Below are 233 nucleotides of genomic sequence, written 5' to 3' on the forward strand. Positions count from 1 at the left end.
GTGTTGACTTCATCCCTCTTAGCAAAGCCAGCATTAACAACTATACCCACTTTATCATCGTCAGTAGTTTCAATTAGTTTCGAGTTCTTCTTTGTTACATTCAATCCATTTAGCTTCTTTCGTAGATTATCTATTGCCGTTATAATCTTTTTTGATATGCTGACTAAAATTGCAGTATCATCTTCACCTGTACTTTTTAAATAATCTAATATTTCAGGGATATTTTCTAGCTT

1 protein-coding gene is annotated in these 233 nt (G+C 32.2%); it reads right to left on the reverse strand.

The genetic code is table 11. From position 1 onward, the window contains the following. Positions 1-233, reverse strand: a 233-nt coding sequence (locus tag AAEZ02_RS23595; RefSeq protein WP_351125688.1) for a hypothetical protein, incomplete at both ends; no start/stop codon positions are given.

Source organism: Shewanella sp. T24-MNA-CIBAN-0130, assembly GCF_040310185.1.
Lineage (GTDB): Bacteria > Pseudomonadota > Gammaproteobacteria > Enterobacterales > Shewanellaceae > Shewanella > Shewanella psychromarinicola.